The 25106-nt window shown below is 67.3% G+C and carries 18 protein-coding genes; 8 read left to right on the top strand and 10 right to left on the bottom strand.

Features of this window, described 5'->3' with window-relative positions; genetic code table 11:
• Nucleotides 1-3: 3 nt before the first annotated feature.
• Nucleotides 4-2169 carry a S46 family peptidase gene (locus ACW7G2_RS13030; protein WP_456976476.1) on the bottom strand — a complete coding sequence of 722 codons (2166 nt, stop codon included), beginning with the start codon at nucleotides 2167-2169 and terminating at the stop codon, nucleotides 4-6.
• Nucleotides 2170-2315: 146 nt separating this feature from the next.
• Here ACW7G2_RS13030 and tdh point away from each other — a divergent pair, with 146 nt between their 5' ends.
• Genes tdh through kbl form a run of 3 tightly spaced genes read left to right on the top strand, consistent with a single transcriptional unit; the run spans nucleotide 2316 to nucleotide 5613 of the window.
• Nucleotides 2316-3350: an L-threonine 3-dehydrogenase gene (gene tdh, locus ACW7G2_RS13025; protein ID WP_456976542.1), complete on the top strand. Its 1035-nt coding sequence runs from the start codon at nucleotides 2316-2318 to the stop codon at nucleotides 3348-3350.
• Between the two features lie 50 nt (nucleotides 3351-3400).
• Nucleotides 3401-4399, top strand: a complete 999-nt coding sequence (locus ACW7G2_RS13020) for a hypothetical protein (protein WP_456976474.1) — start codon at nucleotides 3401-3403, stop codon at nucleotides 4397-4399.
• A 20-nt stretch (nucleotides 4400-4419) separates the two neighbouring features.
• Nucleotides 4420-5613, top strand: coding sequence for a glycine C-acetyltransferase (gene kbl / locus ACW7G2_RS13015; RefSeq protein ID WP_456976472.1), 1194 nt, complete (start codon nucleotides 4420-4422; stop codon nucleotides 5611-5613).
• Nucleotides 5614-5628: 15 nt separating this feature from the next.
• Here kbl and ACW7G2_RS13010 read toward each other — a convergent pair whose 3' ends face one another.
• The 3 genes from ACW7G2_RS13010 to ACW7G2_RS13000 all read right to left on the bottom strand — a co-directional run bounded on the left by ACW7G2_RS13010 (nucleotide 5629) and on the right by ACW7G2_RS13000 (nucleotide 9063).
• A complete protein-coding gene (locus ACW7G2_RS13010) occupies nucleotides 5629-6273 on the bottom strand; it encodes a hypothetical protein (RefSeq protein ID WP_456976470.1) in 645 nt (214 codons plus the stop codon).
• An 87-nt stretch (nucleotides 6274-6360) separates the two neighbouring features.
• Nucleotides 6361-7440 carry an OmpA family protein gene (locus ACW7G2_RS13005; RefSeq protein ID WP_456976468.1) on the bottom strand — a complete coding sequence of 360 codons (1080 nt, stop codon included), beginning with the start codon at nucleotides 7438-7440 and terminating at the stop codon, nucleotides 6361-6363.
• A 183-nt stretch (nucleotides 7441-7623) separates the two neighbouring features.
• Nucleotides 7624-9063: a bifunctional 2-methylcitrate dehydratase/aconitate hydratase gene (locus ACW7G2_RS13000; RefSeq protein ID WP_456976466.1), complete on the bottom strand. Its 1440-nt coding sequence runs from the start codon at nucleotides 9061-9063 to the stop codon at nucleotides 7624-7626.
• 78 nt (nucleotides 9064-9141) lie between these two features.
• Here ACW7G2_RS13000 and yczE point away from each other — a divergent pair, with 78 nt between their 5' ends.
• From yczE to ACW7G2_RS12985, 3 genes are all read left to right on the top strand, one after another.
• Nucleotides 9142-9774 carry a membrane protein YczE gene (gene yczE / locus ACW7G2_RS12995; RefSeq protein ID WP_456976464.1) on the top strand — a complete coding sequence of 211 codons (633 nt, stop codon included), beginning with the start codon at nucleotides 9142-9144 and terminating at the stop codon, nucleotides 9772-9774.
• A 71-nt stretch (nucleotides 9775-9845) separates the two neighbouring features.
• Complete coding sequence (locus ACW7G2_RS12990) at nucleotides 9846-11894, top strand: oxidoreductase (RefSeq protein ID WP_456976462.1); 2049 nt, start codon at nucleotides 9846-9848, stop codon at nucleotides 11892-11894.
• A 363-nt stretch (nucleotides 11895-12257) separates the two neighbouring features.
• Nucleotides 12258-12713 carry a cell wall hydrolase gene (locus ACW7G2_RS12985; RefSeq protein WP_456976460.1) on the top strand — a complete coding sequence of 152 codons (456 nt, stop codon included), beginning with the start codon at nucleotides 12258-12260 and terminating at the stop codon, nucleotides 12711-12713.
• A gap of 98 nt (nucleotides 12714-12811) precedes the next feature.
• Here the strand turns inward: ACW7G2_RS12985 and prpF are convergent, their stop codons facing one another.
• From prpF to prpB, 5 genes are all read right to left on the bottom strand, one after another.
• Nucleotides 12812-14026 (bottom strand): 2-methylaconitate cis-trans isomerase PrpF, encoded by a 1215-nt coding sequence (gene prpF, locus ACW7G2_RS12980; protein ID WP_456976458.1) that lies wholly within the window; start codon nucleotides 14024-14026, stop codon nucleotides 12812-12814.
• A 58-nt stretch (nucleotides 14027-14084) separates the two neighbouring features.
• The gene (locus ACW7G2_RS12975; protein WP_456976456.1) at nucleotides 14085-14714 is read right to left on the bottom strand and encodes a 2'-5' RNA ligase family protein; all 630 of its coding nucleotides are present in this window, start codon (nucleotides 14712-14714) and stop codon (nucleotides 14085-14087) included.
• Complete coding sequence (gene acnD / locus ACW7G2_RS12970; RefSeq protein WP_456976454.1) at nucleotides 14714-17338, bottom strand: Fe/S-dependent 2-methylisocitrate dehydratase AcnD; 2625 nt, start codon at nucleotides 17336-17338, stop codon at nucleotides 14714-14716. The genes ACW7G2_RS12975 and acnD overlap by 1 nt, the downstream gene beginning before the upstream one ends.
• A gap of 40 nt (nucleotides 17339-17378) precedes the next feature.
• Nucleotides 17379-18536, bottom strand: coding sequence for a bifunctional 2-methylcitrate synthase/citrate synthase (gene prpC, locus ACW7G2_RS12965; protein ID WP_456976452.1), 1158 nt, complete (start codon nucleotides 18534-18536; stop codon nucleotides 17379-17381).
• A gap of 88 nt (nucleotides 18537-18624) precedes the next feature.
• Nucleotides 18625-19500 carry a methylisocitrate lyase gene (gene prpB / locus ACW7G2_RS12960; RefSeq protein WP_456976450.1) on the bottom strand — a complete coding sequence of 292 codons (876 nt, stop codon included), beginning with the start codon at nucleotides 19498-19500 and terminating at the stop codon, nucleotides 18625-18627.
• Nucleotides 19501-19622: 122 nt separating this feature from the next.
• On the opposite strand from prpB, the gene ACW7G2_RS12955 reads away from it, so the two are divergent.
• Nucleotides 19623-20876 carry a citrate/2-methylcitrate synthase gene (locus ACW7G2_RS12955; protein WP_456976448.1) on the top strand — a complete coding sequence of 418 codons (1254 nt, stop codon included), beginning with the start codon at nucleotides 19623-19625 and terminating at the stop codon, nucleotides 20874-20876.
• Nucleotides 20877-20907: 31 nt separating this feature from the next.
• Here the strand turns inward: ACW7G2_RS12955 and ACW7G2_RS12950 are convergent, their stop codons facing one another.
• Nucleotides 20908-23424, bottom strand: a complete 2517-nt coding sequence (locus ACW7G2_RS12950) for a S9 family peptidase (RefSeq protein ID WP_456976540.1) — start codon at nucleotides 23422-23424, stop codon at nucleotides 20908-20910.
• Nucleotides 23425-23674: 250 nt separating this feature from the next.
• On the opposite strand from ACW7G2_RS12950, the gene ACW7G2_RS12945 reads away from it, so the two are divergent.
• Nucleotides 23675-25027, top strand: coding sequence for a M14 family zinc carboxypeptidase (locus tag ACW7G2_RS12945; RefSeq protein WP_456976446.1), 1353 nt, complete (start codon nucleotides 23675-23677; stop codon nucleotides 25025-25027).
• Nucleotides 25028-25106: the final 79 nt, after the last annotated feature.

Below are 25106 nucleotides of genomic sequence, written 5' to 3'. Positions count from 1 at the left end.
CACTCAGCGCCGCATCTGCGGCAGGTCCAGTTCCTCAAGCAGCTCAGGTGCCGGGAACGCTTCCTGCATCACCCAGCGCATGTAGCGCTGGTCAACCGAGATGGTGCGGGTCATGTCGGCATCAAACACCCAGTTGGAGCTGACCGACTCCCAGTTCATGTCAAACAGCAGGCCCACCAGCCGGCCGTCAGCGTCCAGCACCGGCGAGCCGGAGTTGCCGCCGGTCACGTCCAGGTTGGAAAGGAAGTTCACCGGCACCGAACGCAGGCGCCGGTCGGCCAGGCCGCCATCGCGCTTTTCCGCAATCGCGTCCAGCAGCGGCTGCGGTGCGTTGAACGGCTCCTCGCCGGTCGCCTTTTCCGCCACTTCCTGCAGCCGGGTAAACGGGCGCTGGCGGCTGCCATCCAGTTTGCGGTAGCCCATCACGTTGCCAAAGGTGATGCGCAGCGAAGAGTTGGCATCCGGGTACACGTGCTCGCCCTGGCTGCGGCGGTAATCCACCACCGCCTGCATGTAGACCGGCCGTGCCTGCAGGATCCGCCCTGCGCGCGCTTTGCGCTCCAGCTCCTGCTCGATCATCACCCCTGTCACCGCGACCGCGTAGCTGATCACCGGATCGTCGCTGCGCTCGAACGCGCTGCGATCGGAATGGAACCAGGTCATGCGCTGGGCCGGATCGCCGAGACCGGTGGCAGCCAGGCGGTCCAGTGCCGCGTCAATCGCCGCCTCGTCGGTGCCGCCCAGCCATTCGTCCACCGCGGCGACCCGCTGGTCCTCCGGCAGCGCCGCATATTGCTGCAGCCAGTAGCGCTGCAGGATCCGGTCCATGTCAGTGTGGTAGCGCCGGTCCATCTGCGCCACTGCACCTTCAATCTGCGGCTGGTCGCGCTGCTGGTAGCCCGGCTCGCGGTCGCCGTCAGGGCGGGTGCGTTCAATGGAATTGCGGTACAGGCGCATCGCCAGGCCCACCGTGCCCATGCGGTGCAACTGCCCCAGGATCAGGTCACGCTCGCGGGTGGTGCCGGCTTCCCCGGCCAGTTCCACCAGTTCGGAGTAAGCGGCAAGCGCCGGCTCACCCGCCGGCCCCTGGGCCTGCAGCCATTCCAGCACCGCGGCTTCCTCGGCACGCTTGCGCGCCGCCGCATCCACGCGGGCAAAGCCTTCGAGCTGGCCGTCGTAGTTCTTGGAGGTGTTCCGCCAACCGCCCATAGTGGCGGCGTAGCGGACCCCGATCTCCGGGTTGTCACGCCCTTCCGCCTCCACCAAGTCGATCAGCGCCTTGTAGTGACGGCTGATGATCGGATAGGTCCACTGTTCGGTCTGCTCGAACTCGGCCACCAGCGCATAGCGGTTGGTGCTGCCCGGATAGCCGGCGGCCATCACGAAGTCGCCGTCGCGCAGCGGCCGGTCGGAGAAGCGCAGCCAGTGCTGCGGCTCGTAGGGGACGTTATCTTCGGCATGATCGGCCGGCTTGCCATCCGGGCCGACGTAGGCGCGGTAGAAGGCGAAATCACCGGTATGGCGCGGCCACATCCAGTTGTCGACCTCGCCACCAAAATTGCCGATCCCGCCCGGCGGCGCGTACACCAGGCGCACGTCACGGATTTCCACGTTGCGGAACAGGCGATATTCGTTGCCGCCGTGGAAGGCGTACAGGCGGCAGCGGTACCCGTCCTCGTGTTCACAGTCGGCGATCAGGCGCTTTTCAATGAATTCCAGCGCGCGTGCGCGGCCGATGTCGTCCGGGGCGGCATTGATGGCGCCGTGCACCTGGCCGGTGACGTCACGGATTGAGTCGAGCACGAAGATCCGCGCATTGGGCCCGGCGCTGAGTTCCTCCTCCGGTGCCGGCGCATAGAAGCCGGCATCCATCAGATTGTTCTCGGGCGTCGAGTTGAGCTGGATCGCGCCGTAGGCACAGTGGTGGTTGGTGGCCACCAGCCCGCCCGGGGAAACAAAGCTCGCGGTGCAGCCGCCAAGGGAGACCACTGCACCCATCGGGTCGGCGGTCAGGTCGGCCAGCTGCTCCGGTGCCAGGCGCAGCCCGGCCTGCTGCAACGGCCCGGCGATCTCGGGAAGCTGTTGCGGAACCCACATGCCCTCGCCCGCGGAGGCGGAACCGGAGGCCAGTGACAGGGCGGCAAGGAAAGCGATCGGTGCAAGGCGCATGCGGCGGTCTCGAATGGGCACAGCGCTCAAGTCTACCGCCGCGAGGGCGCCCCGGAGCGCCCCACGCCGGGGCCAATCGGGACCGCAGCGTATAATCACCGGCCCGATCACAGATGGAAATCCGCCCAATGGCTCAACCCAGCCAGATCCCAACCACCATGCGTGCGCTGGTCAAGCGCGAAGCCGCCAAGGGCATGTGGATGGAACAGGTTCCCGTTCCCACGCCGGGTCCGAACGAAGTACTGATCCGGGTGGAGAAAACCGCGATCTGCGGCACCGACCTGCACATCTACCTGTGGGACGAGTGGAGCCAGCGCACGATCAAACCAGGGCTGGTGGTAGGCCATGAATTCGTCGGCCATATTGCCCAGATCGGCCCGGGCGTGAGCGGCTACGACATCGGCCAGCGGGTCTCCGCCGAAGGCCACATCGTCTGTGGCAACTGCCGCAACTGCCGCGCCGGCAAACAGCACCTGTGCCCCAATACGGTGGGCATCGGCGTGAACCGCAACGGCGCGTTCGCCGAGTACATCGTGATGCCGGCCAGCAACCTGTGGCCAATCCCGGAGCAGATCCCAAGCGCGCTTGCGGCCTTCTTCGACCCCTACGGCAATGCCGCGCACTGTGCGCTGGAGTTCGATGTGGTTGGCGAAGACGTGCTGATCACCGGCGCCGGCCCGATCGGGGTCATGGCCGCCGGCATCTGCAAGCACATCGGCGCGCGCAACGTGGTGGTCACCGACGTCAACGACTACCGCCTGCAGCTGGCCACCGACATGGGCGCCACCCGCGTGGTCAACGTGGCCAATGAGTCGCTGCAGGATGTGATGGCCGGCATGGGCCTGGAAGGCTTCGACGTGGGCCTGGAGATGAGCGGCAACCCGCACGCCTTCAACGACATGCTCGACACCATGTACCACGGCGGCAAGGTCGCCCTGCTCGGCATCCTGCCCAAGGGCGCCGGCATCGACTGGGACCGCATCATCTTCAAGGGCCTCACCGTGCAGGGCATCTACGGCCGGCGCATGTACGAGACCTGGTACAAGATGACCCAACTGGTGCTGGGCGGTTTCCCGCTGGACAAAATCCTGAGCCACGAGCTCCCCGCCGACGAATTCCAGCAAGGTTTCGATCTGATGGAATCCGGCAAGTGCGGCAAGGTCGTACTGGGCTGGGGTTGATCGTCACGCCAGACCAGATGCAGCAATCGACAGGGAGTCAGCGACGAGCGATGAAAATCTTCCGTCCACTGGTATTGGTGCTCTGCGGCCTTCTGTTGGTAGGGGTGCAGGCACACGCCGGCACCCCCCTCTGCCCGGACATTGAGAATCCGCCTGCTCCGGTCTGTACCGCCTCGCCCCACGGCCTGGCCTACGCCGACACCCGGGAAGAAGCGGACGCCGCAGCCCTTGCCCAGAGAGAGGCGACCCAGCGGTTCGAAGCCCATTTCGGCCCTGCGTCTTCCGGGCTCGTAGTCCTCAGCACGACCTACGACCCGATTGCAGCGAGGCAGCTCGCCCAGGCCCACGGTCTGGGCTATTCACAGGTATGGCTGCCCGCCTCCGCCAAACGGCAGATGATGTCCCGAGCGATGCGACGCGCGGGATTGGATCGAGCCCGGATCCGTCGCGCCACTACAGGAATGATGGATCGGGATCAGAACTCACTGCGGCACGAGATTGGACATGCCATGTATGCCGCCGCCTTCTGGCCGGATGCAGTGGCTGACTCCGGGCAACGCTACGGCAGCCCCGCCCCTGATTGGCTGGATGAGGCTGCCGCGATTTTCATGGAGTCCCCGGAGTCCCAAGGGGCACGTGCGGGAGAATTTCTTGCCGCGGTCCAGGTATCACCCGACAGCATCCCGCCACTGATTGAATTCCTGGAAATGGAACACCCGGTTCTCGCGCCCAGTCTTATGCGACAGCTTGAGCGCGGAACCAAGTCGAAATCAGGGATTCAGATGATGGTCTCCGGCGATATGGACTCTTCGGGACTCGTTACTTTCTACGGGCAATCGCTGCTCGTGGGCATGTTCCTCATTGAAACAAGCGGCGACCCTCTGATCCTGGCGAGGATCAGTGCGGCTATTGCCGATAGCGTGCCATTCCCTGACTGGCTCGCGGACAATGGCTCGTCTCACGGGCTGCCACCGGCATTGGCGTCCCTGCAAGAAACTTGGGAAGCATGGAGCCGGGCGCTGCCCGAACGGGCCAAAGACGCCAACTAAAATCAGCATCGGAGACAACCATGTCTGCTACAAAACGTTACCAGGACACCCTGGAAGAAATCCGCGAGGCAGGCCTGTTCAAGGCCGAGCGCATCATCACCGGGCCGCAATCGGCCGAGATCACGCTCGAGGACGGGCGCAAGGTGCTGAACTTCTGCGCCAACAACTACCTCGGCCTGGCCGATCACCCCGATCTCATCCAGGCGGCCAAGGACGCACTGGACACGCACGGCTTTGGGCTGGCCTCGGTGCGCTTCATCTGCGGCACCCAGGACGTGCACAAGGAGCTGGAGAAGACCATCTCGGACTTCTTCGGCAAGGACGACACCATCCTCTATGCCGCCTGCTTCGATGCCAACGGCGGCCTGTTCGAGCCGCTGCTGGGGCCGGAGGACGCGATTGTTTCCGACTCGCTCAACCACGCTTCGATCATCGACGGAGTGCGCCTGTGCAAGGCCAAGCGCTATCGCTACGCCAACTGCGACATGGCCGATCTGGAAGCCCAGCTCAAGCAGGCCCGGGCCGACGGTGCGCGCACCATCATGATCACCACTGACGGCGTGTTCTCGATGGACGGCTTCGTGGCCCCGCTCGATGAAATCACCGCGCTGGCCGAAAAGTACGACGCACTGGTCCACATCGACGAGTGCCACGCCACCGGCTTCATCGGCGCCACCGGCCGCGGCTCGGCCGAGGTCAAGGGCGTGCTGGAGAAGATCGACATCATCACCGGCACCCTGGGCAAGGCCATGGGCGGCGCGATCGGCGGCTTCACCACCGCCAGCGCCGAGGTGATCGAGATGCTGCGCCAGCGCTCGCGCCCTTACCTGTTCTCCAACTCGCTGCCGCCGCACGTGGTGGCCGCGGGCACAAAGGCGTTCCAGATGCTGGATGCCGCCGCCGACCTGCGCGGGCAGCTGGCCGACAACACAGCGCATTTCCGTGAGCGCATGACCGCAGCTGGTTTCGACCTCAAGCCCGGCGACCATCCCATCGTGCCGGTGATGCTATACGACGCCCCGCTGGCCCAGCGTTTCGCGGAACGCCTGCTGGAGGAAGGGATCTACGTGATCGGCTTCTTCTTCCCGGTGGTCCCCCAGGGCGAAGCCCGCATCCGCACCCAGATCAGTGCCTCGCATACACGGGAACAGCTGGACCAGGCCATCGACGCATTCACCCGCGTCGGTCGCGAACTGGAAGTCATCGGCGCCTGAGCGGCGCCGACGGAATCATTCCTCGCTGGTGACCTCGGTCACCGGCAGGACATCGGTCAGTGCCGGAGTCACGGGCGCATTGGGATCAACGCGGCGACCGGCACTGTAACCATTGGCCTGCAACCAGGCATCGAAGTCATCGGCGGTCATGCGCTGGCCGCCCTGGGTCATGTTGAACCGGTACGGCGTGTTGTCGAATTCCGTCTGCTTGATGTAAGCAGCCGGATCGGCCACAGCGGCGACGCCCGCCTGCGGGGCTGCCATGGCCAGGCCGCTGCATGCTTCCACACGCAACCGCTGAAGTACCTGATCGAGCGATTGCTCTTCGCCATAGGCTCGCGCAAGCACACCACCGTGACCGCCAAGACGGTAACTGGGGGCAACCAGTTCCGGTGCCACCGGCGCCAGCATGGCCGGCGCAGCGATCGCTGCCGCAACCGCCGGCGCAGCGCGCGAACACTCCGACGCATTGACCAGGAAGGGGGCCGCGGCAAGCAGCACAACGGCAACAACAGGCTTGAACATGGCATTGGTCCCGATGGAGGCGGAAAGAGTGTAATCCCTTGAAGAAGATGCCGCAAACCCTTGTTCCACAAGGGGCGCATTCATCCGAATCCTGGCGTCGTTTGGCCTCTTCCTGGCCGCAACCGACCGCAGCATGGCCGCTCCCATCTTGCATCACCCGTCGAAAAACAGAAAGCCCGGCACTGGGCCGGGCTTTCTGGTGTTACTGGAGCTTGCGTCCGATCAGTTCTGGACGTTCAGCTCGGTACGACGGTTGCGCGCGCGACCTTCCGGATTGTCGGAACCATCCGGGTTGGTGTTCGGCGCAATCGGGCGGCTCTCGCCGTAACCGATCGGACCCTGCAGACGGCTGGAATCAATGCCGTTGCTGGTCAGGTAGTCGTACACAGCCTGGGCGCGACGCTCGGACAGGCCCTGGTTGTACTGCTCGGCACCAACGGAGTCGGTGTGACCAGCCACTTCTACACCCAGGTCGGGGTAACGACGCAGGATCTCGGTCGCCTCGTTCAGGATCTGCACAGCATCCGGACGCAGGGTCGAACGGTCGAAGTCGAAGTTCACGCCGGTCAGATCGATGGTGATCGGAGCAGGCGGCGGCGGCTCAACCGGTGCCGGTGCCGGCGGCGGCGGCGGCGGCGGCGGCGGGGCGATCGGAGCGGTCGGCTCCGGACCCAGCGGAATCACCAGGCCAACCTGGGCCACGATATCGATGAACTGGCTCTCTTCCTGATTGTGCGGGTAACCGCCCCAATCCTGACCGCCGTTGGCTGCGTAGCTGTCGTCGTCGAAGTCACCACGCGCGAAGACTTCGGCGCGGACTGCAACGCGGTTGCTGAAGGTGCTCTGCAGACCGCCACCAACCTTGGCAGCGAGGTTGCCGTCCTTCCGCTTGCCCGGCGAATCCGGGTTCGGGAAGTTATCAAACTCCTCTTCGGCACGCTGGTAGCCAACGCCGAACAGCAGGTACGGGTTCCAGCTGCGCTCGTCGACCACGAAGTGGCGGCGGAAGTCGAACGAGATGCCGTACTGCGACCAGCGCAGATCACGGTTGGCACCGTCGACGCTGCTGTCGAACTGCGGGTTCTGATAGTTCAGCTCCGCGTCAACCGACCACACCGGGCTGACGAACTTGCCCAGGCCCAGGGACACGGCGCCAACGTCGTTGGTACGGCGGTCACCATCCTGGAAGTTGTAGCCGGCGCCTGCGGTCAGGTACCAGCGATCGTCGAACTCCTGGGCGTTAGCCACTGAGGCCAGGCCCAGGCCGCCGGCGAGCGCGGCACAGAGGAGTTTCATTTTCATCCGTAATGCTCCTTGATCAAGGGGGATAAAGCTTTGCTTAAAAAATGTTTTGGAACTTGGACCAGCTTTCAGGCCGCGCAGGCCCAAAACCTTCGTGACACAGGCTAGGGACAGCCGCGTGAAGACGACGTTAACAGTAACATAACAGTTGAGCCCATCTCACCTATTCCAGCCTCCTCTCGTTCAGCTTGCGTAGAGGTCCATGAAACGGGCCAGCGGCATCTCGTCCATGAGCCTTGGGTCCTTTGCCAGTGCCATGAGTCTATCGACGCTGTCAGCGGGCAGACGGGCGCGGAACGCCTGTTCGCACTTCGCCACCAACAGCGGAATCCCCTCCTCCCGCCTCCTGCGATGGCCGACAGGGTAGTCGATCACGACCTTCTCCGTGAACGATCCGTCCCTGAAAAACACCTGCACCGAGTTGCCGATGGCGCGCTTGTCGGTATCGAAGTAATCGCGGGTGAAGCGCGGCTCTTCCTTCACCTGCATCCGAGCGCGCAAGGCATCGATCCGCGGATCCGCCGCCACTTCATCACCATAGTCTTTCGCTTCCAGCCGCCCGAAGATCAACGGCACCGCCACCATATATTGCAGGCAGTGGTCGCGATCGGCGTAGTTGTCCAGCGGCCCGGTCTTGTCGATGATCCGCACCGCCGCCTCCTGGGTGCGGATCTCCACCCGCTCGATCCCGTCCAGGCGCTCGCGCACCTGGCCGTGCAGCTGCATCGCGCACTCGACCGCGGTCTGGGCGTGGAACTCGGCCGGCCAGCTGATCTTGAACAGCACGTTTTCCATCACGTAGCTGCCGAACGGCCTTTCGAATTCAAATTCCTGCCCCTCAAACAGCACGTCATAGAAGCCCCAGGTCGGGGCCGACAGCGCCGAGGGGTAGCCCTCCGTTGTTTTTCGCACCGCATTGAGGGCATGGACCACGGCGCGACGGCAGGCATCACCCGCCGCCCAGCTTTTGCGCGGACCAGTGTTGGGGGCGTGGCGATAGGTCCGCAGCGCGCCGCCGTCGATCCAGGCGTGCGAGAGCGCATTGATCACTTCCTCCCTGCCCCCGCCCAGCATTGCAGTGGCGATCGCCGTCGACGCCATCCGCACCAGGATCACATGGTCCAGGCCAACGCGGTTGAAGGAGTTGCGCAAGGCATACACGCCCTGGATTTCATGGGCCTTGATCGCCCAGCCCAGCACATCACGTACCGTAATGAGCTGGCCTTCCTTGCGCGCCAGCCAGTCGGCCACGGCGAGGATCGTGCCGAGGTTGTCGGAGGGGTGCCCCCACTCTGCTGCCAGCCAGGTGTCATTGAAGTCCAGCCAGCGCACCAGGGTGCCGATGTTGAACGCGGCCTGGGCCGGATCCAGCTCGAACCCGGTGCCGGGCACGCGGGCACCGCCCGGGATTTCGCCTCCCGGCACCAGCGGTCCCAGGTGCCGCCTGCACTGTTCGAAATCAAGCGCCAGCATCGCGCAGGCCAGGGAATCAAGCAGCATCCAGCGGGCGGTGTCATACGCCAGGTCGGAATCGATCCGGGCATCGATGACATAGTCCGCCACCTCGACCAGCGAACGATCGGGGGCGGGGCGCGCTGCGGAACGGGTGTCGGGCGAAGCCATTGCTGACTCCAGGAGGGATTCAGGGCGATGCTGGCATACGTGGCGTCACCGTCATGCTCACGGGCTAAAATCGCCCACATGCATTCCCTCTTCCCCGAACGCATGGCCCGGCTGCTGCTGGGCCTGTTCCTGTATGGCATCGGCACCAGCATGATGGTGCGCGCGGGCATCGGCCTGGCCCCGTGGGACGTATTGAGCCAGGGCGTTTCGATACGTGTCGGCATCCCATTCGGGCTGGCAACGGTGGTGATCGGGATCGGGGTGCTGGCCCTGTGGCTACCGCTGCGGGAGAAGTTCGGGATCGGCACTGTGCTCAATGCCCTGCTGATTGGTCCCAGCGCGCAATTGGGTCTGTGGGCCATCCCCGAGGCGCAGGGGCTGGTGGCGCAGACCGGACTGTTTGCCGCGGGGCTGGTGCTGCTGGCCGCCGCGACCGGGCTGTATATCGGCGCCGGCTTTGGCGCGGGTCCACGCGATGGCCTGATGACTGGCCTGCACCGCCGCACCGGTCGCCCGATCTGGATGGTGCGCAGCCTGATTGAAGCCGCGGTGCTGGTGACCGGCTGGTGGTTGGGTGGCACCGTGGGCTGGGGAACCCTGGCCTTCGCCTGCCTGGTGGGACCGCTGTGCGGCATCTTCCTGCCGATGTTCGCGCAGGCGCCGCCGGTGCGCACCGCCTGCGCGGGTAGCGCTTCGCCGCCGGCAGACTAGGCTGTCGATCGCTTGCCTGCGGCGTGCATCCCCGGCACCCTGCGGGTTCCATACCCCAGCGTATCCCGTCCATGCCGCCTGCTCCTGCCTTGCCCGCCACGGCCGCACCGCCCTACCCGCGTATGTTCGAACCGCTGGACCTGGGGTTCACCACCCTGCGCAACCGGGTGCTGATGGGCTCGATGCACACCGGGCTGGAAGACCGCCGCGGCGATTTCCCGAAGTTGGCCGCGTATTTTGCCGAGCGCGCCGCGGGCGGGGTGGGACTGATCGTCACCGGCGGCTTTTCGCCCAACGTGACCGGCTGGTTGAAGCCATTCGCCAGCCGCCTGTCCCGCCCTTGGCAAACCGGCAAGCACCAACAGGTCACCCGTGCGGTCCATGACAATGGCGCAAAAATCTGCCTGCAGTTGCTGCACGCCGGCCGCTACGCATACCACCCGCTGTCGGTCGCACCCTCCCGGATCAAATCACCGATCACCCCTTTCACCCCGCGCGCCCTCTCCGGCCGCGGCGTGGAGCGCACCATCAGCGCCTACGTCACCGCCGCGACGCTGGCCCGCGATGCCGGCTACGACGGCGTGGAAGTCATGGGCTCGGAAGGGTATCTGATCAACGAATTCGCCAGCGCGCGCACCAATCGGCGCGATGACCGCTGGGGCGGACCCCTTGAAAACCGGATGCGGTTCGCCACCGAGATCGTAGCCAGGGTGCGCGAAGCCTGTGGTGACGACTTCATCCTCATCTACCGCCAGTCGATGGCCGAGCTGGTGCCCGATGGCTCGAGTTGGGACGAGATCGTGACCCAGGCCCAGGCAGTTGAGGCCGCCGGGGCGACCATCCTCAATACCGGCATCGGCTGGCACGAATCGCGGGTGCCCACCATCGCCACCTCGGTACCGCGCGCCGCCTTCGTCGCGGCCACGGCAAAGATGCGCGCCCATGTGCGCCTGCCGCTGGTGGCCAGCAACCGCATCAACATGCCCGACGTGGCCGAAGCCGTGCTCGCCTCCGGTGGCGCCGACCTGGTGTCCATGGCCCGGCCGCTGCTGGCCGATCCGGAATGGGTCAACAAGGCCCGCGCGGGAAAGCCCCAGGCCATCAATACCTGCATTGCCTGCAACCAGGCCTGCCTGGACCATATCTTCCAGAACCGCACCGCCAGCTGCCTGGTCAATCCGCGCGCCTGCGCCGAAACCGAGCTGGTGTACGTACCGACCACTGCGCCGCGGCGGATCGCGGTGGTCGGCGCCGGGCCGGCTGGACTGGCCTGCGCCACGGTGGCGGCGGAGCGCGGTCATCAGGTCACGCTGTTTGAAGCGGCTGCCGACATCGGGGGGCAGTTCAAGCTGGCCATGCGGATCCCCGGCAAGGAGGAGTTTGCCGAGACGCTGCGCTGGTTCCGTCATCGCCTTGAAGACACCGGCGTACAGGTGCGACTGTCCACACGCGCGGATGCCGTCGCGCTCGCCGGATTCGACGAAGTCGTGCTGGCCGCGGGCGTCGAGCCGCGACAGGTGGACTTTCCAGGCAGCGGGCATGCCAGGGTTCTCAGCTACCCCGACGTATTGAATCAGCGGGTCGTCCCCGGCCCGAAGGTGGCCATCATCGGCGCCGGAGGGATCGGATTCGACGTGGCCGAATATCTCGTCCACTCAGGTCCCTCGCCCGCCCTGGACCCGGCCCTGTGGATGCGCGAATGGGGTGTGGACCCGGATTTCGCCAGCACAGGTGCACTGGTTGAACCGCAGCCCGAGCCGCCGGCGCGTCAGGTGTGGCTGCTGCAGCGCAGTCCCGGACGCCTTGGCGCCCGGCTGGGCAAGACCACCGGCTGGATTCACCGCGCCACATTGCGCAACAAGCAGGTCGAGATGCTGGGCGGGGTGGAATACCTGCGCGTTGATGTTGATGGCCTGCACATCCGCGTGGACGGCAGGACACAGGTGCTGGAGGTGGATCACGTGGTGATCTGCGCCGGTCAGGAGCCACGCCGCGACCTGCTGGGTGCGCTCCGCTCCGCCGGCATCGAGCCGCATCTGATCGGCGGCGCGGATGTGGCCGCCGAGCTGGATGCCAAGCGGGCGATCGACCAGGGTTGCCGGCTCGCTGCAAGGCTGTAAACGCGGCTTCGCGGGCACCCTAACCCGCGGAATGAGCCGGGAAACAGCTGGCTCGACCCGCCGGAACCGGCCGCCAAGTCAAGTTTTCCTATTCAGGTTGAGTTGTGCAAACGCGCATTAAGGTGCGCGCAGTCCGTAGGAGGCCCATGCCGCCACGGTCGATCCACCGCAATCCTGAATAGGGATGCGCTGGATCAGGGCTACAAAGCGCCACAGAGTCGCTGCCCTTGTCGCGAATCGTTCGCGAGCGTCCGGTCTATCCGGGTGCGCCCATTCGCCATGCCGGATCCGGTCACCGGTTGCTACGCCCATCAAGGGCAGCAATCGCGACCCCCAGCGCAACGAAGCAAGGAGATACAACAAATGACACTGGGCTGGATCCTCTGGTTCGCCACGCTGCTTCCGCAGCCGGCGGCCGACTCGCTCTGTCTTGGCACCACCGTGTACCTGGAAGCCCGCAACCAGTCCGTGCTCGGCCAGCAGGCCGTCGCCGAGGTGGCGCTGCGCCGCCAGGACAGCGGCCTGTGGGGCGATTCCATGTGTGAAGTGGTCACCGCGCGCAAACAGTTTGCGCCGGGCATCGTTTCACCGCGTATGCGCCTGACCAATTCCCAGGCGTGGGCGCACTCGCTGAACCTGGCCATCGAATCCGAACGCAACTGGGCCCTGCCCCCGGGCAGGCGCGAAGAACTGGTGCCCGGCGCCAGCCACTTCCTCGCCCACGACATCGCCTCACCCAACTGGCGCAATGCGCCGCAGGTGGCGGTGATCGACGATCACACCTTCCTGAAGGTGCAGAACCTCACTCCGCGCACCTGATCCAGGTACGGGAGAAGCGCGGCCGCTGGCAGTCGCTCCTCCCTGCTGGCACCTCGCGTCTGCATTCACGGCCCCGGTATCCACCGGGGCCGTTGCGTTCAGCGCCCCGCGTCCAACGTATCCGCCGGCACCCGCACCGCGCCTTCCATCAGCACCCGTGCGCTGCGGCTCATCACCGCCTTGGTCACCGACCACTGGCCGCCCTGCCGGCTCACTTCAGCACCGACCCCCAGCGTGCCCGAGGGATGTCCGAACCGGACCGCGGTGCGCTCCCCGCCTCCCGCCGCCAGGTTCACCAGCGTGCCCGGCACCGCTGCCGCAGTGGCAATGGCCACCGCGCAGGTACCCATCATGGCGTGGTGCAGTTTGCCCATCGACATCGCCCGCACGTTGAGGTCGATATCGGCGGCAGCGATGGCCTTGCCACTGCTGGCCAGGTAATCGGCCGGCGGCGCCACGAAGGCCACCTTCGGCGTGTGCTGGCGGGTGGCGGCCTCTTCGGGCGCGTTGATCAGCCCCATGCGCAGTGCCCCGGCCACGCGGATGGCCTCCAGCTTCGCCAATGCAGCCGGATCCTCGTTGATGACGGGCTGCAGCTCGGTGCCGGTGTAGCCGATGTCGGCGGCGTTGACGAACACCGTGGGGATGCCGGCGCTGATCATGGTGGTCTGCAGCAGGCCCACGCCCGGCACGTCCAGCGTGTCCACCAGGCTGCCGGTCGGGAACATGGAGCCGCCCTCGCCGTCATCATCGGATGGATCCATGAACTCGAGCACGATCTCCGCCGCCGGAAAGGTCACCCCGTCCAGCTCGAAATCGCCGATTTCCTGCACCTGCCCGTTCACGATGGGCACGTGGCAGATGATGGTCCTGCCGATATTGGCCTGCCACACCCGCACCGCGAAGCTGCCGCTCTCCGGCAGCCGCGCCGGGTCGATGAAGCCGTTGGCAATTGCGAACGGACCCACGGCGGTGCTGAGGTTGCCGCAGTTGCCCGACCAGTCGACGAAGGCGGTATCGATCGACACCTGACCATATAGATAGTTGACGTCGTGATCCGGGCGGTTGGACTTCGAAATGATCACGCACTTGCTGGTCGAGGATGTCGCCCCGCCCATGCCATCGGTGTGCTTGCCATAGGGATCGGGCGAGCCGATCACCCGCATCAGCAGGCCATCGCGTACCGGGCCCGGCACGCGCGCCGCCTCGGGCAGGTCTTCGAGGCGGAAGAACACGCCCTTGGAGGTACCGCCACGCAGATAGGTGGCTGGGATCCTCAGCTGGGGAGCATGAAGGGGCTTGCGATCGGTCATGGCGCGGTCCTGCGAAGACTTGCCTGCCCGGTAACCGGCAGGCCATGTGAAAGAAGGATCAGAACAGGCTGGCCTGCGACACCCTGGCAGCGGGAGGGCCCAGCATCCAGCGGCCCAGCGTGGTGTAGCCGTAGGGCCGTCCGCCGCCGAGGACCAATTCAAACGCGTCCACGGGCCACTCGATGGAAGGCATCGATCGGGTCCGGGGCAGTTCGCCCTGGAACGTGTAGCTCAAGGTGACATGCGGGGAATGTCCGCCGCCTTTCGGCAGCCCCTGCGCCGCCGCGGCGTCGTTGATTGCATCCACCAGCGTGGCGAGCCCGGTGCAGGCCCCACGCTGGCGGGCCTCGACATTGAAGCTGCCGCGCTGGTTCCTGCCCGACCTCAGCTGGTCCAGCTCGATGGTGAAACCGGGCACGCGCACCTGCGCACCTGCAGCCAGCAGCCGCTGCCTGAGCTCCGGCCGGTCGGCATAGCGGTCCGAGACCGACTGGTGCCACAGCGCGGTTGGGAACAGTTCCGCACCCAGCACCACCTTGAACCCGGCAGATTCAATGGCGCTGTCCAAAGCCGTCGCCGCGCGCGGCGCCATCCTCAGCAGGAACAGCAGCCGGGGGCCGCGCCCCGGCCACCAGGCATCGTGGATCGCAACGTGGGCTTCGGCCCCGCCTGGCAACCGTTCGAACATCAGGCTGCGTTCGACGCCAGGAAGTCCTGGGCGAAGCGCTGCAGCACGCCGCCGGCCGAATAGACCTGCGCGTCCTCGTCGGAATCCAGGCGGCAGGTGACCGGCACTTCCACCCGCTCGCCATTGCGGCGGTTGATCACCAGCGTCAATGTGGCGCCCGGGGCAGGCTCGCCGAGCACGTCAAAGGTTTCCGTACCATCGATGCCCAGGGTCAGCCGCGTAGTGCCCGGCTGGAACTCCAGCGGCAGCACGCCCATGCCCACCAGGTTGGTGCGGTGGATGCGCTCGAAGCCTTCCGCCGCGATCGCTTCTACGCCGGCCAGGCGCACGCCTTTGGCAGCCCAGTCGCGGCTGGAACCCTGGCCGTAGTCGGCGCCGGCAATGATGATCAGCGGCTGCTTGCGCTCCATGTAGGTTTCAATAGCCTCCCACATGCGCGTGACCTCGCCTTCCGGCTCGATCCGGGCCAGCGAGCCCTGGCGGACCGCGCCGTTTTCATCGCGCACCATCTCGTTGAGCAGCTTGGGGTTGGCGAAGGTGGCCCGCTGCGCGGTCAGGTGGTCGCCGCGGTGGGTCGCGTAGGAATTGAAGTCTTCCTCGGGCAGGCCCATCTTCGCCAGGTATTCCCCGGCAGCGCTGCTGGCCATGATCGCGTTGGACGGCGAGAGGTGGTCGGTGGTGATGTTGTCACCCAGCACGGCCAGCGGGCGCATGCCCTTCATGGTGCGTTCGCCGGCCAGCGCGCCCTCCCAGTAGGGCGGACGGCGGATGTAGGTACTCATCGGGCGCCAGTCGTAGAGCGGCTCCACGCGGGTGCCATCGTCCACCGCCAGGCGGAACATGGGCTCGTACACGCGGCGGAACTGCTCCGGCTTCACGCTTGCCTTGACCACCGCGTCGATCTCCTCGTCGCTCGGCCAGAGGTCCTTCAGGCGCACCTCGTTGCCGTCCGCGTCCACGCCCAGCACGTCCTTCTCGATGTCAAAGCGCACCGTGCCGGCGATGGCATAGGCGATCACCAGCGGCGGCGAGGCCAGGAATGCCTGCTTGGCGTAGGGATGGATGCGGCCGTCGAAGTTGCGGTTGCCAGACAGCACGGCCACCGAATACAGGTCGCGGTCGATGACTTCCTGCTGGATGGCGGGATCCAGCGCACCCGACATGCCGTTGCAGGTGGTGCAGGCGAAGCCGACGATGCCGAAGCCGAGTTGCTCCAGCTCCGGCAGCAGCTTGGCTTCTTCCAGGTACAGCTGCACCGCGCGCGAGCCCGGCGCCAGCGAGGTCTTCACCCAGGGCTTGCGGGTGAGCCCGCGTGCGTTGGCGTTGCGCGCCAGCAGCGCGGCGGCAATCACGTTGCGCGGATTGGAAGTGTTGGTGCAGCTGGTGATGGCGGCGATGATCACCGCGCCATCGGGCAGCAGGCCTTCGGCTTCCTGCGCGCGTGCGCCGGCGAGGTTTCCGGCGATGCCGCGTTCGGCCAGGTCACTGACCGGCAGGCGGCGGTGTGGATTGGACGGTCCGGCCATGTTGCGCACTACGCTGGACAGATCAAAGTGCAGCGTGCGCTCGTACTGTGCATCTGCCAGGTCCGGGGCCCACAGGCCGGCGGTCCTGGCGTAGTTCTCCACCAGGGCGATCTGTTCCTCGGTGCGGCCGGTCAGGCGCAGGTAGTCCAACGTGTTGTCGTCGATGAAGAACATCGCCGCGGTGGCGCCGTATTCGGGCGCCATGTTGGAAATGGTGGCGCGGTCGCCAATGGTCAGCGCCGCGGCGCCTTCACCACGGAACTCCAGGTACGCGCCCACCACCCGCTGCTGGCGCAGGAACTCGGTCAGCGCCAGCACGATGTCGGTGGCGGTGATGCCAGGCTGCGGCTTGCCGCCCAGCTCGACGGCAATCATCTCCGGCGTACGCATCCACGAGGCACGCCCCAGCATCACGCTCTCGGCTTCCAGCCCGCCCACGCCGATCGCCACCACGCCCAGCGCGTCCACATGCGGGGTGTGGCTGTCGGTGCCCACGCAGGTATCGGGGAACGCGACGCCCCCGCCGTCATCAGTACGCTCCACGTAGATCACCGGCGACATCTTCTCCAGGTTGATCTGGTGCATGATCCCGTTGCCCGGCGGGATCACATCGACGTTCTTGAACGCCAGCTTGGTCCAGTCGATGAAGTGGAAGCGGTCGGCGTTGCGCCGGTCTTCGATCTCACGGTTGGTGGTGAACGCGTTCGGGTCAAAACCGCCGCATTCAACTGCCAGCGAGTGGTCGACGATCAGCTGCACCGGCACCACCGGGTTGACCTGCGCCGGGTCTCCGCCGCCTTCGGCGATCGCATCGCGCAGCCCCGCCAGGTCCACCAGCGCGGTCTGGCCGAGAATGTCGTGACAGACCACGCGCGCCGGGAACCAGGGGAAATCCAGGTCACGGCGGCGTTCGATCAGCTGCTCCAGATACGCATCGCGCATGTCCGGATCGGCGCGCCGCACGATGTTCTCGGCGTGCACGCGGGCCGTGTACGGCAGCGTGGCCCAGGCGCCGGAGCGGACGGCCTCAACCGCCTCGCTGGCGTCGTACCACTCGAGTTCGGTTCCGGGAAGGGGCTTGCGGTATCGGGTATTCATCGTGTCTCGCTGAAAGCAAAGGCTGGGGACTGCACAGGGATCAGGAACGCTGGTCGATCGGCACGAACTGCAGGTCTTCCGGCCCGGTGTAGTTGGCGCTGGGGCGGATGATCTTGCCGTCGATGCGCTGCTCGATCACGTGCGCGCTCCAGCCGGCGGTGCGGGCAATCACGAACAGCGGGGTGAACATCGCCGTGGGCACGCCCATCATGTGGTAGCTGACCGCGCTGAACCAATCCAGGTTCGGGAACATCTTCTTGGCGTCCCACATGGTCGATTCCAGGCGCTCGGCGATGGCATACATCTTCATGCTGCCCTGTTCTTCCGACAGCTCGCGGGCAACGGCCTTGATCACCTCGTTGCGCGGATCGCTGACCGTGTAGACCGGGTGGCCGAAGCCGATGATCACTTCCTTGCGCCCCACCCGCTCGCGGATGTCGGCCTCGGCCTCGTCCGGGGTTTCGTAGCGCTTCTGCACCTCGAAGGCGACCTCGTTGGCACCGCCGTGCTTGGGCCCGCGCAGCGCGCCGATGCCGCCGGCGATGCACGAATGCATGTCACTGCCAGTGCCTGCAATGACCCGGGAAGTGAACGTGCTGGCGTTGAACTCGTGCTCGGCGTACAGGATCAGCGAAGTGTGCATCGCCTTGACCCAGGACTCCGGCGCCGACTCGCCGTGCAGCAGGTGCAGGAAGTGGCCGCCGATCGAGTCATCGTCGGTTTCCACGTCGATGACCCGGCCGTTGTGGCTGAAGTGGTACCAGTACAGCAGCATCGATCCCAGGCTGGCCATCAGCTTGTCGGCGATGTCGCGCGCGCCCGGGTGGTTGTGATCGTCCTTCTCCGGCTGCACGCAGCCCAGCGCGGACACGGCGGTGCGCATGACGTCCATCGGATGGGCGGAAGCCGGCAGTTCCTCCAGCACGACCTTCACTGCGGCCGGGATGCCGCGCAGCGACTTCAGCTTGGCCTTGTAGGCACGCAGCTCGGCGGCGTTCGGCAGCTTGCCGTGCACCAGCAGGTGGGCGATCTCTTCGAACTCGCTGGTCCGGGCCAGGTCGAGGATGTCGTAGCCGCGGTAGTGCAGGTCGTTGCCGGTACGGCCGACCGTGCACAGCGCGGTATTGCCGGCGGCGGTGCCGGACAGGGCGACGGACTTCTTCGGCTTGAAGCCGGGGGCTGGGGTTGATTCGGTCATGGGTGTCTCCGGGGTTTCGCGGTGTGGCATCACGGCCATTGGTGGCCGGCGCGGATGGCTCAGGGCGTGCGTCGGGGCGTGCCCCGACCTACTTGAAGATGGCGTCCAGGCGCTGCTCGAAGGCGTGGTAGCCGATGCGCTCGTACAGCTCCTCGCGGGTCTGCATGGCATCGACCACGGACTTCTGATGGCCGTCGCGGCGCACCGCGGTGTAGACCGTTTCGGCAGCCTTGTTGGCGGCGCGGAAGGCGGACAGCGGGAACAGCTGGATGGCGACGCCGGCCGATGCCAGTTCCTCGCGCGAGAACAGCGGGGTGGCGCCGAACTCGGTGATGTTGGCCAGCACCGGCACCTGCACCGCGTCCACGAACTTGCGGTAGGTCTCCAGGTCATTCGCCGCCTCGGCAAAGATGCCGTCGGCGCCGGCTTCCACGCAGGCCAGCGCGCGCTCGATTGCGGCGTCCACGCCTTCCACCTGGATCGCATCGGTGCGGGCGATCAGGAAGAACTCCGGGTCGGTCTTCGCATCGGCAGCGGCCTTGATCCGGTCGACCATCTCGCCCCGGGACACGATTTCCTTGCCCGGCCGGTGGCCGCAGCGCTTGGCGCCCACCTGGTCCTCGATGTGGCACGCGGCGGCGCCGGCCTTGATCAGGCTCTTGATCGTGCGCTCTATGTTGAAGGCGCTGGGCCCGAAGCCGGTGTCGATATCCACCAGCAGCGGCAGGTCACACACATCGGTAATGCGGCGGACGTCGATCAGCACGTCTTCAAGGGTGTTGATGCCCAGGTCCGGCATGCCCAGCGAACCGGCCGCCACGCCGCCGCCGGACAGGTACACGGCACGGAAGCCGGCGCGCTTGGCCAGCAGGGCGTGATTGGCGTTGATGGCGCCGATCACCTGCAGCGGGGATTCTTCGGCGAGGGCGGCGCGGAAGCGCGCCCCGGGGGAGGCATTGGTCATCGGATACTCCTGCGGATGGGGATCGCGGCACCGGCCCGGGCCGGCCCCTGTCTGCGACTGGTGACAGGCTCGCACCAAACAACCTGTTGATCAATCTTGACCAATTGAATCAATATGTCGCCATGGAAGACGAATTCGTTCCCGCCGCCCGGGCCTGCGAGCTGCTGGGCATCACCCCGGCCACCCTCTACGCCTACGTCAGCCGCGGGCTGGTGCAGTCGCGCCCCGGCGCCGACCACCGCAGCCGTGCGTACCGCCGCAGCGACATCGACAAGCTGCTTGCGCGCAAGCGGGCGGGCCGCGGCGCAGCGCGCGGGGCGGCGCAGAGCCTGGACCGGGGGCTGCCGGTGATGGAAACCCGGATCTCGCAGATCCGCACGGACGGCCCCTGGTACCGCGGACGCTCCGCCGTGGAACTGGCCCGCTGCGGCGCCAGCCTGGAGGAAACCGCGCGCCTGCTCTGGGACTGCGGCGACGAGGATCCGTTCGCCCATCCGCAGGACCTGGCCTGGCCGGACACGGTGCACGCCGTTGCCGGAGACACCCGGTTGCGGCCGCTCGATCGCGCCATGGCCGCGATCCCGCTGCTGGCCCAGGACGTGCGCCATTCGTTCAGCTCCTCCGCCGCCGCGCGAAGGGCGATCGCCGCCACCCTGCTCCGCCAGAACGCCGCCCTGCTGGTGGGAACCCCACCTGGCAGCATGCCGGTGCATCGGCTGCTGGCGCAGCACTGGAAGCCGGGCGATGCCCGCTTGGAAGAGCTGGTGCGGGCGGCCCTGGTGCTGTGCGCAGAACACGAGCTCAACGTGTCCGCGTTCGCCGCGCGCGTGGTCGCTTCCACCGGCGCGCACCTGCACGCCACCGTGTGTACCGGGCTGGCCGCGCTGTCCGGACCGCGCCACGGCGGCGCCACCGAGCGCGCCCACGCCCTGATCGGCGAGGCCCTGGCGGCCTCCTCCCCGGCCGCGCACGTCACCTCGCGCTGGCAGCGTGGCGACGACCTGCCGGGCTTCGGCCACGCGCTGTATCCGCAAGGTGACCCGAGGGCGACCGAACTGCTCGCCATGCTCCGCCAGGCCCGCGGCGACTGCGACGCGATGCAGCGCATGGAACAGATCATCACCGGCGCGGAAGAAGCCAGCGGCCAGCGCCCCAACATCGACTTCATGCTGGCCGCGCTGTGCCACGCCCACGCCCTGCCCGCCGCGCCGGCCCTGGTCATGTTCGCCGCCGGCCGCCTGGCCGGCTGGCTGGCGCATGCGCTGGAGCAGCAGGCCTCCGGCCACCTGATCCGCCCGCGGGCGCGCTATGTTGGCGACCAGCCGGCTGCCGCGCCGGCCGGGGCGGATGCCCACGGCCCGGCGGCGGTCGACTGACGCACGCGGCAGGTCTGCTTCGCCCGGGCGGTCAGTCCGCCTCCGCGCGCGCCGCGTCCCCGCCGCGCGGCCCGGCATCGCGCACGTAGCGGTCAAACCAGGCCAGCATCTCGGCCACGAAATGCTCGTTTGATTCCTGGGCCGTATACCAGTGCGGCTCGAAGGGCAGCATCACCAAGCGCGTGGTCCCGCCGTTGCCGCGGATAGCCTGGAACAGGCGCGGCGACTGCAGGGCCTCGGTGCCGGGGTTGGCATCGTCGGCGCCGTGCACGATCAGCAGCGGCTCGTCGATCTTGTCGGCGTGGAAGAAGGTCGAAGCCTGGTCGTAGACCTCCGGGGCGGCCCAGAACGAACGGCGCTCGTTCTGGAAGCCGAACGGCGTCAGCGTCTTGTTGTAGCCGCCGCTGGAGGCCACTCCGGCCCGGAACAGGTCGCTGTGCGCCAGCAGGTTGGCCGCCATCAGCGCACCGTGGCTGTGGCCGGTGACGCCGATCCGGTCCGGATCCACCACGCCCAGTTCCACCGCTTTGCCCACCGCGGCCTCGGCATTGGCCACCAGCTGTTCGAGGTAGGTGTCGTAGGCGTTGCGCGGGTCGCCGACGATCGGGAAGGCGGCGTTGTCGATGATCGCGTAGCCGGCCAGCAGCAGCAGGCGGTAGTCGGACAGGCGGGTGAAGGTCTGTTCCGAGCCGCTCACCTGGCCGGCCGTGGACGGGTCGGCATAGTCCATCGGATAGGCGTAGAGGATGGCCGGAACCCGGGTGCCTTCCTGGTAGCCGGGCGGGGTGTACAGGGTGAACGACAGCTCCACGCCGTCCTCGCGGGCGTAGGTCACCAGGCGCTTGCGCACATCACGCACCAGCGGCGCCGGATCCGGGAAGCGGGTCAGCTGGCGCGGGGTGGAAGCGAACGCCGCCTCGCCTTCGGCCGCATCCGGCAGGGCATCGCCGAACTGGCGCAGGAACAGGTTGGGCGGGTCCACAGGCGACTGGTGCCAGGTCAGCAGGCGCGAGCTGTCGCCGTCGATGAAGCCGACGAAACTTTCGTAGGCGTCCGGTGCGCTGCGGAACAGCCGCGTGGTCTCGCCGGTGGCCAGGTCGTAGCGGTCCATGAACGGCCGGTTGCCCTGCGGGGTTGCGCCGGCGCCGGAAAGGAACAGCGCGCCGTCTTCCTTGTGCAGGACCGCGGCCCCGTTGGCCAGGCGCCGGTACCTGGGGTTGCCCGGGTCGGCGTAGCGTTCGTTGATTGAACGGTCCCACAGCACCCGACCCGGCGCCGCCGGATCGTCGAGGTCCTGCAGGTGGGTGGTCAGCCAGCTGCGGTTGGCGTCGTGCTCGTAGACCAGCGCACGGCCACCGTCGGCGAACCAGGCGGTGCCGGCATGGCGCTGCGCCAGCCGCGCGATTTCGCGCGGCTGGCCGGTGAACGGCGCCTCCAGCGTCAACAGCCGGTCGCGCTCGGGCACGTCGTTCTTCCAGTCGCCGCCGTCCAGCGCCTCGGCCCAGACCAGGGTCGCGGGCTGGTTCGCCCGCCAGGAGTGGCTGCGCGGGCCGGTGGCCACCCCGCGCACCGGCACCCGGTCGGCCACCGGCAGCTGCACCAGCGTGTGGGTGCGGCCGCTTTCCAGGTCCAGCACCACCACGTCGTGGGCAAAGCGGTTCCACGCGGTGACGTAGGAATACGGGCGCCTGAGCTCGTGCATCAGCACGTGGCGCCCGTCAGGCGCAGCGCTCACCCGGCCGATGACCGCAGGCCCGTGCACCGGCGTGACCCCGCCGCTGGCGACGTCCACGGTGGCCAGGCGCGCGGTGGCGTAGTGATCGAACAGCCTCTCGTCCTCGGGGCTGGACAGCGTGTCGCGCGCCTCGTAGGTGCTGCTTTCCCCACCGCCGTCGGTGGCGTCGGTGATCTCGGGACCGGGCGGGATTCCGGCCCTTTCCGGTGCCGGCCCCAGGTCCGCGGGCACCAGCTTCACCAGCAGGCGTTCACTGCCCCCCAGCCACTGCAGGCTGCTGTCCAGGATCGGATTGAGCTGCACGCCCTCGATGCGCCGCACCTGGCCGGTGGCGGCCTCGCCCACCCACAGCTCGACGCCGCTGGCGGTGGTGTTGTCGAACGCGAAGCGCTGGCCGTCGGGTGACCACGAGGCGAACCCGGGGCACGCACCCTCGGGCAGGGTCACCGGGGTCTCGGCGCCCGTGGCCAGGTCGAACAGGCTGAAGCCGTCCAGGCAGGTGCGGATGCCGTAGCCGCTGGAGCGGTCGTGGCGGCTGTGGTTTGCCGGCGTGATCCGCACGCCGGCCAGCCGCAGGTGCGGCTCGGCCACGCGCCCGATCGAAGGATGCGGCGACTGCTGCACAAGCAGCGCGCGGCTGCCGGTGGGGTCGATCGACGGTGAAGGATTGAGCGGCGCGCGCATCACCCCGAGCAGGGGCTCGGGCGGCTGCATGTAACCGCTTGCGGCGTCCGTACCGTCCCCGGCCATTGCTGCCGCCGGAAATCCCGCCCCGCCGGCAAGCAGGCATGCCGCCATCGCCGTCCCCGCCATGCTCCACGCTTTCACTACCCGCATCCCTTGATCTCCCCTTGCTCCGGCCAACCAGTGGGCCGCTCCAATGCTTTTACACGCCAGCGGCGGAATACTTCAACCGACGCCGCTCCCGACGCCGGCGCACGCGCGTCAGGGTAGCAGCCGCCCGCCACCTGATCCGGCCCCGGCGAGGTATGTTGGGACAGCCATCACCACAGCCTGGTCCGAACGGGACGGCCACGCTTCCGCTATCCAAAGGAAACAACACATGCTTGCCAGACTGCCGCTGCCGCTGCTGCTTTGCGCGCTCGCCATCATCGCTGCCTGCGCCGCGGATGCGCCCGCGCGGACACCTCCGGTCGCAACCGCTGAAACAGCCGTTCCGGCAGCCCCCGGATGGCTCGGTGAGCTGGAACAGCTGTACGACCGTTCACTGCGGGTGGACGGGCTTGAGTCACGCAGTTTCTCGCCGGAGCAGTGGTGGCAGGTGGCCACGCCGCTGCTGGCCGAAGGCCGCGGCTTCGCCGTCGAGGAGATCGGCAGCAGCGCCGAAGGCCGTCCGCTGCGCCACGCGCAGTGGGGCGAAGGCGATACCCGGGTGCTGCTGTGGTCGCAGATGCACGGCGATGAAAGCACCGCCTCGATGGCGCTGGCCGACCTGTTCCACTTCCTCGGCGCCCACCCCGACCACCCGCTGGTGGCGAAGCTGCGCGAGCACACCAGCCTGCACTTCTTCCCGCTGGTGAACCCGGATGGCGCCGCCCGCTTCCAGCGCCGCAACGCGCAGGGAGTGGACATCAACCGCGACGCCCGCGCCTTGGCCACACCGGAAGCACGGGCGCTGAAGGCATTGCGTGACCGGATCGAACCCGAGTTCGGCTTCAACCTGCACGACCAGCGACCGGGCTACCGCGCCGGCGACAGCGACCGCGGCGTGGCCATCGCCCTGCTCGCACCGCCGTTCGATGAAGCCCGCGGCGTGAACGACGTCCGCAGCCGCGCCATGCACGTGGCCGCGGCGATGCGCATTGCGCTGGAGCCGCACATCGCCGGCCATATGGGGCGCTGGGATGACACCTTCAATCCACGCGCCTTCGGCGATCTCATGACCGCCTGGGGGACCAGCACGGTGCTGGTGGAATCGGGAGGCATCGAAGGCGACCCTGAAAAGCAGGCCGTGCGCCGGCTGAACTTCATCGCCCTGGCCGCGGCCCTGGATTCGATCGCCTCCGGCAGCTACGCCGATGCGCCGCACGCGCTTTACACCGATCTGCCGGAAAACGGCCGCGTCTACCCCGACCTGCTGATCCAGGGCGCCACCATCGCCGTCCCCGGCCTGCCGCCGCTGCGGGCCGACGTGCTGGTCAACTTCCAGCACCCGCTGGCCGGGCGCGGCGGACGCATCACCGACATCGGAGACCTGGCCGAAACCGGGGCCCGCCACACCGTGGACGCCAGCGGGCTGTACATCGTGCCGATGGCAGACGACAGCGACGCGAAGACCAGCGCCACCATCGCTGTCGGTTCAGCCGCCCGTTTCCACCTCAGCCGCGACGCGGCTGCCAGCGATCCCGTCTGGACCCTGGATCGCGACATCGACCCACGCGACCCAATGCCGTAGGTCGGCCCTACGTGGCCGACGCGAGACGTCCGATTCGGGGGACTGGACCACCACCTCCCTTCTTCACCCGGTAGGAGCG

The sequence above is a fragment of the Luteimonas sp. A277 genome (assembly GCF_054052045.1).
This window is presented reverse-complemented; position numbering and strand designations above follow the sequence as displayed.

Coding starts and splice junctions, on each gene's coding strand:
- ACW7G2_RS12985 (WP_456976460.1), top strand. CDS start 12,258: ATGACACTGGGCTGGATCCTCTGGTTCGCCACGCTGCTTCCGCAGCCG.
- ACW7G2_RS12975 (WP_456976456.1), bottom strand. CDS start 14,714: ATGTTCGAACGGTTGCCAGGCGGGGCCGAAGCCCACGTTGCGATCCAC.
- prpC (WP_456976452.1), bottom strand. CDS start 18,536: ATGACCGAATCAACCCCAGCCCCCGGCTTCAAGCCGAAGAAGTCCGTC.
- ACW7G2_RS12945 (WP_456976446.1), top strand. CDS start 23,675: ATGCTTGCCAGACTGCCGCTGCCGCTGCTGCTTTGCGCGCTCGCCATC.
- acnD (WP_456976454.1), bottom strand. CDS start 17,338: ATGAATACCCGATACCGCAAGCCCCTTCCCGGAACCGAACTCGAGTGG.
- ACW7G2_RS13030 (WP_456976476.1), bottom strand. CDS start 2,169: ATGCGCCTTGCACCGATCGCTTTCCTTGCCGCCCTGTCACTGGCCTCC.
- ACW7G2_RS12950 (WP_456976540.1), bottom strand. CDS start 23,424: ATGGCGGGGACGGCGATGGCGGCATGCCTGCTTGCCGGCGGGGCGGGA.
- kbl (WP_456976472.1), top strand. CDS start 4,420: ATGTCTGCTACAAAACGTTACCAGGACACCCTGGAAGAAATCCGCGAG.
- ACW7G2_RS12990 (WP_456976462.1), top strand. CDS start 9,846: ATGCCGCCTGCTCCTGCCTTGCCCGCCACGGCCGCACCGCCCTACCCG.
- ACW7G2_RS13000 (WP_456976466.1), bottom strand. CDS start 9,063: ATGGCTTCGCCCGACACCCGTTCCGCAGCGCGCCCCGCCCCCGATCGT.
- yczE (WP_456976464.1), top strand. CDS start 9,142: ATGCATTCCCTCTTCCCCGAACGCATGGCCCGGCTGCTGCTGGGCCTG.
- ACW7G2_RS12955 (WP_456976448.1), top strand. CDS start 19,623: ATGGAAGACGAATTCGTTCCCGCCGCCCGGGCCTGCGAGCTGCTGGGC.
- ACW7G2_RS13005 (WP_456976468.1), bottom strand. CDS start 7,440: ATGAAAATGAAACTCCTCTGTGCCGCGCTCGCCGGCGGCCTGGGCCTG.
- prpB (WP_456976450.1), bottom strand. CDS start 19,500: ATGACCAATGCCTCCCCCGGGGCGCGCTTCCGCGCCGCCCTCGCCGAA.
- prpF (WP_456976458.1), bottom strand. CDS start 14,026: ATGACCGATCGCAAGCCCCTTCATGCTCCCCAGCTGAGGATCCCAGCC.
- ACW7G2_RS13020 (WP_456976474.1), top strand. CDS start 3,401: ATGAAAATCTTCCGTCCACTGGTATTGGTGCTCTGCGGCCTTCTGTTG.
- ACW7G2_RS13010 (WP_456976470.1), bottom strand. CDS start 6,273: ATGCTGCGGTCGGTTGCGGCCAGGAAGAGGCCAAACGACGCCAGGATT.